Below are 9816 nucleotides of genomic sequence, written 5' to 3' on the forward strand. Positions count from 1 at the left end.
CAGCGTGAAAGTGGAGCGAGTGGCCGCAGACAGCACGACACCTCTGTATTGCCAACCGACCGGTCGTCCAGACCGGCCGTTACTGATCCTGCGCAGTGAATACAAAGGTCAGATTGCGCTGGAACACCGATTCGTAGCCGCGATACGGCAGCGGCTGCGCGCTCAACACGGCGGCCTCGATCGAGCGCTGACCCGCTTCGTCGTACGGACAGCCCGGCGCGACCTTGGCTTCCATCACCTGCCCGCCCGGCAACTGGCGGATGTTGATGGTGCATTTCTGACCCGGCGGCACAGACGGCGGGCGCACCCACTGCCCCAACACCTTCTGCTGGATGGCCGCAGCGTACTTGGCCGACAGATCGGTGTTGGTGCCGCCCTGCCCTGCAGTCGGTTGGGCAGTGGCAGCGGCGGCCGAAGACGCCTGTTGCGCACGTGCGGCGGCCACCTGGCGCAGCTTCTGTTCGGCCAGTGCGGCTTCCTTGGTGGCCTGTTCGCGCTGCCGGCGGATATCGGCGATCTTCTTTTGGCGTTCGGCGTCTTCGGCCTGCTGTGCGGCAGCCTGCTTCTTCTTGGCGTCGGCCTCTTCCTGCTGCTTGGCCAGGCGCAGCTTCTGCTCGGCCTCTTCCTGGCGTTTGCGCTCGGTGAGGTCGATCTGCTCCTGACGGCGCTTGGCTTCCTGCTCCTGCTTGGCCTTTTCCGCCGATAGCGCAAGCGCATCGACACGTTCCTGATCGACCTTGTCCGGCTGGGCCACGCGTTCCTGGGCCTGCGCCTGTTGCGGCGTGGGCGCATCCTGCGGGCGCGGCTCGGGGATCGGCTGCGGTGGCGGCACGCTTTCTTCCGGCGCGGGCTCGGGCACCGGTGCGGGCGGTGGCGGTGGCGTCTCCACCGGGGTCGCCTTCAACGCCTGCCGCGCAACGCGCGCTTCGGCTGCGGACACGTCCAGCGAGGCTTCCATGCTGGGATCGCCAGCGGCCGGCTCGACCGAACGCTCGGGCGACCACAGCCAGCCGGCGATGAACACCAGCGCGACCAGGACGTGCACGACCAAGGCCAGCACGACCGGTCGCAACCAGCCATCCTCGCGCGCGGTCTGCGTGGGGAGTGCGTCAGCGTGCATCGCTGCCTGCAGCACCGCCGGAGTCGGAAATCAGGCCGACCTTTTCGACCTTGGCCTGCTTGAGCACGTCGATGGCATCCATGATCTTTTGATAGGGCGCGGCGCGATCGCCGGCCACCACCACGCGGGCCTCTTTGTCCTGCGCCACGATGGCGGCCAGCTGCGCCTGCAGCGCGGCCACGTCCATTGCCTGCGGCTTGCCCTTGGGCAACTGCAGTGCGAGCTGGCCGTCGGCGGCGACCACCACCACGATCGGATCCTGCTTGCTCTCCAGCGCCTTGGCGCGCGAGCTCGGCAGATTGACGTCGGTGCTCAGGGTCAACAGCGGCGCGGTCACCATGAAGATGATCAACAGCACCAGCATCACGTCGATGTACGGCACGACGTTGATGTCGGATTTGAGCTTGCGCTTCTTACGGCGGGAAATACTGGAAATCATCGCGACACGTTCCTAATTGATCCCTCGCACATGCGCGTGCGGACTGCTCCGAGGGACTCGCCCATCCTGTCCCCGCACACGAAGGTGCGGGCGTCTGCGAGGCACTCGCATGCAAGCCGGCTGTTGCGAGGGAGCGGCATCACTCGTCGGCGCCGGCCTGGCGCTGCAGGATCGAGCTGAACTCGTCGGCGAAGGTTTCGTAACGCACCGACAGCCGTTCCACGCGGGTGGTGAAGCGGTTGTAGGCCCACACTGCCGGAATCGCCACGAACAGGCCGATGGCAGTGGCGAACAAGGCTTCGGAGATACCCGGTGCGACCGCAGCGATACCTGCCTGTTCGCCGCTGCTGACCATGTCGTGCATGGTCACCATGATGCCGAATACGGTACCGACCAGGCCGACATACGGCGCGGTGGAGCCGATATTGGCCAGCAGTTCCAGATTGCGCTCGAGCTGGTCGACTTCGCGGGTGAAGGCGGTGCGCATGGCGCGCTGGGCGCCTTCCAGCTGCACCCGGCCATCCAGACGGCGGCGATCGCGCAGGCGCGAAAATTCGCGGAAGCCGCTTTCGAACATCGACTCCAGGCCGCCGACGGTGCGGTTGCGATCGGTGGCCGAGGCGTACAGCTTGGCCAGATCGGCGCCGGACCAGAAGCGGTTTTCGAACTCGTCCGCCTCGCGGTTGGCCTGTTTGAAGGCGCGCGCCTTGCGGAAAATGATCACCCAGCTGATGAACGAGCCGATCAGCAGCAACAGCACGATGATCTTGACCGGAATGCTCGCCCGCAGGATCAGCTCGACATAGTTGATGCCGCTGTTGTGCGCCACGCTGGCGGTCTGTGCCGCAGCGGCGGCAACGTCCTGCGGTAGTGCTTCCACTACCGTGTCCTGCAGGGCCAGGAGCAATGCAATCGACATCCGTTTGTTCCTCAGTCTTCTGATTCTGTGGTTTCTAAAGCTTTCAACACGTCGTATAGCGCATCGTCCATGCCGCGCGGGCGGAAGTCGCTGGCACTGAGTGCGGCAATGCGCACCTGCGCGGTCAGCAGCACTTCGCCCTCGCGACGCACCGACTGCGCGAACAGCAGGCTGGCACGTTTACATCTGAGCAGGACCGCCGACACCGACAGCGCGTCGTCGAGCCGGGCCGGCTTGAGGAAATCCAGTTGCATCGAGCGGACCGCGAACACCAGATCGTGCTGCTGGCGCAGGCGTTCCTGCTCATAACCGAGTGCGCGCATCCATTCCGTGCGCGCCCGTTCCATGAAGGCGACGTAGCGCGCGTGGTAGACCACCCCACCGGCGTCGGTATCTTCCCAATACACGCGTGTCGGCCAACTGAATCGGGGATCAACCGACATCCTCGTCCTCCACGAACAGGTCCGGTGCCGGCGCGGCCTTGGGCTTGAGCCCGAGGTGGCGATAGGCCTTGTTGGTGGCCATGCGCCCGCGCGCGGTGCGGATCAGAAAGCCCTGCTGGATCAGGTAGGGTTCGATCACGTCTTCCAGCGTGCCGCGTTCTTCCGACAGCGAGGCGGCCAGCGATTCGACGCCGACCGGGCCACCGTCGAAGTGATCGACGATCACCCGCAGCATGCGCCGGTCGAGCTCGTCAAAACCTTCCGGGTCGACCTTGAGCATCTGCATCGCCGCCTGCGCCACCGGCAGATCAATATGCCCGGACGCCTTGACCTGGGCGAAATCGCGCACCCGCCGCAGCAGCCGGTTGGCGATGCGCGGGGTGCCGCGCGCGCGGCGTGCGATCTCGGCGGCGCCATCGGGCGTGCAGTCGATGCCCAGGATTGCGGCAGAGCGGATCACGATGCGGGTCAGCTCTTCCGGCGAATAGAACTCCAGCCGCTGCACGATGCCGAAGCGGTCGCGCAAGGGCGCGGTCAGCAGGCCGGCACGGGTGGTGGCGCCGATCAGGGTGAACGGCGGCAGGTCGATCTTGATCGAGCGCGCGGCCGGGCCGTCGCCGATCATGATGTCGATCTGGAAATCTTCCATCGCCGGATACAGCACTTCTTCCACCACCGGCGAGAGCCGGTGGATCTCGTCGATGAACAACACATCGTGCGGCTGCAGGTTGGTCAGCAGCGCTGCCAGATCACCGGCTTTTTCGATCACCGGGCCGGAGGTCGAACGCAGGCTCACCCCGAGTTCGTTGGCGATGACGTGACTGAGCGTGGTCTTGCCCAAGCCCGGCGGGCCGAAGATCAACACGTGATCCATCGCCTCGCCGCGCGCCTTGGCCGCCTGGATGTAGATATCCATCTGCTCGCGCACCGGCTGCTGGCCGAGATAATCGGCAAGTCGCTTGGGGCGGATGCTCGCATCGGCGGCATCGTCTTCCCGGGTGGCACTGCTAGCGATGATGCGGTCCATTGAAAAGCCGGGAATGGGGAATCGAGAATGGGGAATCGAGCGGACAATAGTAGCGGTTACCGGCACGGCTGGTGCCCTTTTCAGCCGCCGCCGAGTGTCTCGGGCTGGCGCAGGCCGTTGCTTTTCCTATTCCCCATTCCCGTCTCCCGATTCCCAAGGCCGCGACGCTGTCGCGGCCTCAGATCTCGACCTGCGCGCCCAACTCCACCAACCGGTTGCCGGGGATGCGGAAGAACCCTGTCGCCGGGGCGGCGTTGCGATGCATCAGCGCGAACAACTTGTCGCGCCAGATCGGCATGCCGCGGTTGGCGCTGGCCACGATGGTCTCGCGGCTGGCAAAGAAGGTGGTGTCCATCGGGTCGAAATGGATGCCGCCCTGGTCGCAGGAACGCATCAGTGCCAGCGGCACGTCGGGCGTTTCCATGAAGCCGAAGCGCACGTAGACGCGGTAGAACTCGTCGCCGATCGATTCGATCTGCAGCCGCTTGTCCGCCGGCGCATACGGAATCGGCAAGGTATCGACGTTGAGGAAGATGTTGCGCTCGTGCAGCACCTTGTTGTGCTTGAGGTTGTGCATCAGCGCATGCGGCACGACCATCGGGTCGGCGGTGAGGAACACCGCCATGCCCGGCACGCGCGCCGGCGGGGCCAGCATCAGGCCCGGCAAAAAGCTGTCGATACGGATGCCGTCCTTGCGGATTTCCTCGCGCAGCAGCGCGCGGCCGCGGCGCCAGGTGCGCATCAGGGTGAACACCACGATGCCCAGCGCCAACGGGAACCAGGCGCCTTGCAGCAGCTTGGCGCCGTTGGCGATGACAAAGGCCAGTTCGATGATGAAGAACACTACGCACAGCGGCAGCACCCAGTTGCGCCAGCGCGGCCACAACGAACGCGCCACCAGCGCCAGCAGCAAGGTGTCGATCAGCATGGTCATCGACACCGAGATGCCGTAGGCCACCGCCAGATTGGTGGAGCTGCGGAAGATCAGCACCAGCGCGATCACCATCACCATCAACAGCCAGTTGATGCCGGGCACGTAGATCTGGCCGATGGTGGTGCGCGAGGTGTGCTTGATCAACATGCGCGGGATGTAGCCCAGCTGCATCGCCTGGCGCGCCACCGAATACGCACCGGTGATCACCGCCTGCGAGGCGATCACTGCCGCCAGCGTGGCCAGGATGATCATCGGATACAGCGCCCAGCTCGGCACCGCTTCGAAGAACGGGTTCTTCAGCGCGGACGGGTGATTGAGCACCAGCGCGCCCTGCCCCAGGTAATTGAGCAGCAGCATCGGCAGTACGAAGAAATACCAGCCGTGGCGGATCGGCTTGGCGCCGAAATGGCCCATGTCCGCGTACAAGGCTTCGCCGCCGGTCACTGCCAGCACCACCGCACCGAGAATGAAAACACCGTGCCAGCCGTGCTGAATGAAGAAGCGGATCGCCCACCAAGGATTGAAGGCCTTCATCACTTCCGGCGCATCGACGATGTTCCAGATGCCGATCGCCCCCAGCGACAGGAACCACAGGCAGGTGATCGGGCCGAACACCTTGCCCACTTTTTCGGTACCGAAGCGCTGCACCATGAACACCACCAGCAGCACCACCACGGTGATCGGCACGATGAAGGGATGCAGGCTGGGCGCGGCGATTTCCAGGCCCTCCACCGCGCCCATCACCGAGATGGCCGGGGTGATCACGCCATCGCCGAAGAACAGCGAGGCGCCGAAGATGCCCAGGATGCCGACCACATACGCCGAGCGCGACCCGTTGCGCATGGTGCGCTGGGTCAGCGCCATCAGCGCCATGATGCCGCCCTCGCCCTCGTTGTCGGCGCGCATGATGATGGTGACGTACTTGAGCGTCACCGTGACCATCAGCGCCCAGAACGCCAGCGACAGCACGCCCAGCACGGTGTCGTGATCGCTGGTCAGCCCGTAATGCGGCGAGAACGCCTCCTTGAGGGTGTACAGCGGGCTGGTGCCGATGTCGCCGAAGACGACGCCGATGGCGCCGATGACCAAGGCCATATGGCTATTGGCAGGCGCATGGCCGTGGCCAGCTGCGGAAGTGGGGGTCTGTGACATGAAGTGGGCAGGGTATCGCCAAGTGGCGTGAAGGAGAGGAAGACAGCGCGGCGTTGAGTAACTAAAAACGTAGCGATGGGGTCAGCTGGGGGCGGGCGGCGCGCAGGAGCCGCAGTGTACGAGTGGTACATGCCGATTCCGAGCACCGGCCGCGCCCGTCTGGCGACCGCGCAGTCGTTTTGCTAGTCGCCCTTAACGCAGTGCGGCCTGGAGGGCCTTGCGGATGACCGTGGCGACTTCGTCGCCTTCTGCCCCGGCCTCGCGTGCCATGCGTGCGGCCTCGGCCGGCTTGTAACCCAGTTGCTGCAAGGCCACGGTGGCTTCGGACACCGCATCCGGGCCGAGCTGGCCGGTGATCGGCGCGCCACTGCTGAAGTCGGCGGCGCGGTCGCGCAGCTCCACCACCATGCGCTCGGCGGTCTTCTTGCCGATGCCGGGGATGCGGGTCAGCGCGGTGATGTCGCCGCTGGTGATCAGGCGGGCGAACTCGTCCACGGTGACCCCGGACAGCACCGCCAGCGCGATCTTGGCGCCGATGCCGGTGACCTTCTGCACGTCGCGGAACAGCCGCCGCTCGCCTTCGCGCAAGAAGCCGTACAGCGACACGCTGTCTTCCTTCTGCGCGTAGTGGGTGAACAGAATCACGTCGCGGCCGACATCGGGCAGGTCGTAGAAGGTGCTCATCGGCGCCTCCAGCTCGTACCCCACCCCACCCACATCGATCACCAGCCACGGCGGCTGCTTGTAGGCCAGGATCCCGCGCAGGCGGCCGATCATTGGGCACCGCCTTGGCGGTGCCGGGAATCGGGAGTCGGGAATGGGGAGTCGCAAGAGCGCGTGCTGCTCTGGACCCTGCGTTTGCAATTCCCGATTCCCGATTCCCGATTCCCGATTCTCATTTCTTGCGGCTCCAGGCCTGTTGGGTATTGATGCCCAGGCGCTGCGCGGTGGCGCGCACGTGGGCGTGAGTGATGGCCACCGCCAGTGCGTCGGCGGCGTCGGGCTGCAGCTTGCCTTTCAGGTTGAGCATGATGCCGACCATGTGCTGGACCTGCACCTTGTCCGCCCCGCCCTTGCCGACCAGCGCCAGCTTGATCTCGGTGGCAGCGTACTCGTGTACCGGCAGGTCGCGTAGCACCACTGCGCAGATCGCCGCGCCCCGCGCATGGCCGAGCTTGAGCGCCGAATCGGCGCTCTTGCCCATGAACACCTTCTCGATCGCCACTTCCTGCGGCCGGTAGGTCTCGATCACCTCGCCCAGCCCGTGCAGCAGGCGCTTGAGCCGCTGCGCGAAGTCGCCCTCGCCCAGCAGCACCAGCGGCGCGTGATAGACATGCCGGCTGCGACCGCTCTCGTCGATGTCGATGACGCCAACCCCGGTGCGCTGGGAGCCGGGGTCGATGCCGAGGATGCGGGTCATCGAGGGGCCGGGAATCGGGAGTTGGGAATCGGGAATGGGTAGAGCGGCCTACTGGCATGCCCGGAGATACTGGGCGGTGCCAGATGCAGCTTTTTCAATTCCCGATTCTCCATTCCCGATTCCAGGCGCTTACGCGCCGAGCGCCGCTTGATCGACGTTCGAATACACGTCCTGCACGTCGTCTAGGTCCTCGAGCATGTCGAGCAGCTTGCGGACCTGTAGAGCGGTGTCGCCGTCGACGGCGATGTCGTTTTCGGCGCGGAAGGTGATTTCCGCATGCACCGGCTCCAGACCGGCGGCGGCGAGCGCCTGCTTGACCTGGGCAAAGGCGTCCGGGGCGGTCAGCACGTCGATGGCGCCGTCTTCGGGGTACACCACCACGTCGTCGGCGCCGGCTTCGATCGCCGCGTCGGTGAGGGTGTCTTCGTCGGTGCCGGCGGCAAAGCTGAGCACGCCCAGGCGCTTGAACATGAAGGCCACCGAGCCGTCGGTGCCCATGTTGCCGCCGCATTTGCTGAAGGCATGGCGCACGTCGGCCACCGCACGCACGCGGTTGTCGGTGAGGCAGTCCACGATCACCGCCACGCCGCCGGGGGCGTAGCCCTCGTAGCGCACTTCTTCGTATTCCACGCCTTCCAGCTCGCCGGTGGCTTTCTTGATGGCGCGTTCGATCACGTCCTTGGACATGTTCGACGACAGACCCTTGTCCACCGCCACGCGCAGGCGCGGGTTGTTGGCCGGATCGCCGCCACCGCCGCGTGCAGCCACGCTGATCTCGCGGATGATCTTGGTGAACATCTTGCCGCGTTTGGCGTCGGAGGCGTTCTTGCGGCCTTCGATCGAGGGGCCTCTACCCATGGGTGGTTCCAGACTGGCTTGGATGACAGGGCGCGGATTTTACCTGATTGCTCGCCCGCACCGGGGCGGCAGCGTTCAGTGGCGGACTCAGTGGCGAAATCGGCCGGTCCGCAGGAAGCTCAGCGCCTGCTGCGCGGCCTCGGGTGAGCGCAACAGGCCGCTATGGCTGGCCGGCACCACGCAATGGTCGCGCAACCCGGGCAAGCGGGTTTCGGCCAGTGCCACGGTGCCGTCCGAGCTGCCGTCCAGCGGCGCCAGCCAGCGTCCGACCCCGCGCGCGACATTGCCGGCGACCTGACCGATCTCGGCCTCGCCCTCCCATTGCACGAAACCCTGCTGCAGCAGGGCAGCGCTACGCCCCAACGCCCATCGCCCGCCACGTTGGGCCAAGCCGCGCGCGGCGGCGCTGCCGCACAACGGCGAGCCCAGGCAGACCACACGGCGCACCGGCAGCTCGGGCGCGGCGCGCAGGGCCTGCAACGCCAGCAGCCCGCCCAGGCTGTGACAGACCAGCAGTTGCGCGCCGGTCGCCTGCAGGCGTTCGATCAGCAGCGGCACCGCCTGCGCGGGGCCGCCAAGCACGCTGGCGTAACCGAACAGCGCAGGCGCCAGGCCCTCTGCACGCAGTCGACGCGCGAGCGGCAGCAGCCAGTGCGCGGTATTCCAGATGCCGTGCACCAGCAGTACGTCGGCGGTTGCGGTGGTCGGTGCAGTGCGCGGGGTGCGTCTGGATGCAGCTGGAAATGCCGAGGAGCTGCTGGGCATCAGCGCGGTTTCCAGAACGTGGCACGCAGTCGCCAGGCTGCTGCGGACGGTGCCTGCATGCGCTCAGTCGGCCGCGACGATCGGCTTGCGGCGCAGGATGTGCTCGCGATCGACAATCTTGCCGACCGGGAAGTCGTACTCGCCGACTTTTTCGAATCCGTAGCGGGCGTAGAAACGTTGTGCGCCGAAATTTTCCGACCACACGCCGATCCACAGCGTGCGTGGGCCGTTGCGTTCCAGCCATTCCAGTGTGGTTTCGAACAGCCGGCTGCCCCAGCCGCTGTTCTGGTAGTCCTTCAGCAGATACAGCCGCTTGAGCTCCCCATCGCCGGGGCGCACGTCTTTATGCGGCAGCCCGCACGGGCCGGCGGCGGCGTGGCCGACCAGCAGGCTGTCCATCTCCAGCAGCCAGATCGCGTAGTCCGGATGCGCCAGCACGATGCGCGCGCGCTCGACCGCATAGGTCTCTTCGAGAAAACCGCGCAGGTCTTCTTCCGGATACAGATGCCCGAAGGTTTCGGTAAAGGTTTGCGCGGCCAGCAGTGATAACGCTTCGGCATCGTCCGGTGTGGCGCGGCGGATGCGGGTCATGCGGGGCCTCTCGTGCCAGGTGGACATGGCAGCTTCTCGCATGCAGATGCGCTACCGCAAGCGGGGATTGGGGATTGGGGATTGGGGATTGGGGATTGGGGATTGGGGATTGGGGATTGGGGATTGGGGATTGGGGATTGGGGATTGG

General features: G+C 65.9%; 11 protein-coding genes and 1 other RNA gene. All 12 read right to left on the reverse strand.

The window, feature by feature from the left end; genetic code table 11:
• Nucleotides 1–79: 79 nt before the first annotated feature.
• Nucleotides 80–1120: a cell envelope integrity protein TolA gene (tolA, locus tag XcyCFBP4188_RS18520; protein ID WP_006452378.1), complete on the reverse strand. Its 1041-nt coding sequence runs from the start codon at nt 1118–1120 to the stop codon at nt 80–82.
• Nucleotides 1110–1559, reverse strand: a complete 450-nt coding sequence (gene tolR / locus XcyCFBP4188_RS18525) for a protein TolR (RefSeq protein WP_006452377.1) — start codon at nt 1557–1559, stop codon at nt 1110–1112. The genes tolA and tolR overlap by 11 nt, the downstream gene beginning before the upstream one ends.
• 139 nt (nt 1560–1698) lie before the next feature.
• Nucleotides 1699–2478 carry a protein TolQ gene (tolQ, locus tag XcyCFBP4188_RS18530; protein ID WP_006452376.1) on the reverse strand — a complete coding sequence of 260 codons (780 nt, stop codon included), beginning with the start codon at nt 2476–2478 and terminating at the stop codon, nt 1699–1701.
• Between the two features lie 11 nt (nt 2479–2489).
• Nucleotides 2490–2921 carry a tol-pal system-associated acyl-CoA thioesterase gene (gene ybgC, locus XcyCFBP4188_RS18535; RefSeq protein ID WP_043910488.1) on the reverse strand — a complete coding sequence of 144 codons (432 nt, stop codon included), beginning with the start codon at nt 2919–2921 and terminating at the stop codon, nt 2490–2492.
• A complete protein-coding gene (gene ruvB, locus XcyCFBP4188_RS18540) occupies nt 2911–3948 on the reverse strand; it encodes a Holliday junction branch migration DNA helicase RuvB (RefSeq protein ID WP_006452374.1) in 1038 nt (345 codons plus the stop codon). Before ruvB ends, ybgC begins: the two co-directional genes overlap by 11 nt.
• A 178-nt stretch (nt 3949–4126) precedes the next feature.
• Nucleotides 4127–6034: a potassium transporter Kup gene (locus XcyCFBP4188_RS18545; protein WP_104592595.1), complete on the reverse strand. Its 1908-nt coding sequence runs from the start codon at nt 6032–6034 to the stop codon at nt 4127–4129.
• A gap of 59 nt (nt 6035–6093) precedes the next feature.
• Nucleotides 6094–6165: non-coding RNA, sX9 sRNA (locus tag XcyCFBP4188_RS18550), on the reverse strand.
• Between the two features lie 61 nt (nt 6166–6226).
• Nucleotides 6227–6811 (reverse strand): Holliday junction branch migration protein RuvA, encoded by a 585-nt coding sequence (gene ruvA, locus XcyCFBP4188_RS18555; RefSeq protein ID WP_006450983.1) that lies wholly within the window; start codon nt 6809–6811, stop codon nt 6227–6229.
• A 118-nt stretch (nt 6812–6929) separates the two neighbouring features.
• The gene (ruvC, locus tag XcyCFBP4188_RS18560) at nt 6930–7454 is read right to left on the reverse strand and encodes a crossover junction endodeoxyribonuclease RuvC (RefSeq protein ID WP_006451884.1); all 525 of its coding nucleotides are present in this window, start codon (nt 7452–7454) and stop codon (nt 6930–6932) included.
• A 129-nt stretch (nt 7455–7583) separates the two neighbouring features.
• On the reverse strand, nt 7584–8312 hold the full coding sequence (locus tag XcyCFBP4188_RS18565) for a YebC/PmpR family DNA-binding transcriptional regulator (RefSeq protein ID WP_006451885.1): 729 nt from the start codon (nt 8310–8312) through the stop codon (nt 7584–7586).
• 87 nt (nt 8313–8399) lie between these two features.
• The gene (locus tag XcyCFBP4188_RS18570) at nt 8400–9077 is read right to left on the reverse strand and encodes an alpha/beta fold hydrolase (RefSeq protein ID WP_043910003.1); all 678 of its coding nucleotides are present in this window, start codon (nt 9075–9077) and stop codon (nt 8400–8402) included.
• Nucleotides 9078–9140: 63 nt separating this feature from the next.
• Nucleotides 9141–9668, reverse strand: coding sequence for a GNAT family N-acetyltransferase (locus XcyCFBP4188_RS18575; protein WP_043910005.1), 528 nt, complete (start codon nt 9666–9668; stop codon nt 9141–9143).
• Nucleotides 9669–9816 lie beyond the last annotated feature (148 nt).

The sequence above is a fragment of the Xanthomonas hortorum pv. cynarae genome, assembly GCF_002939985.1.
GTDB lineage: Bacteria > Pseudomonadota > Gammaproteobacteria > Xanthomonadales > Xanthomonadaceae > Xanthomonas > Xanthomonas hortorum_D.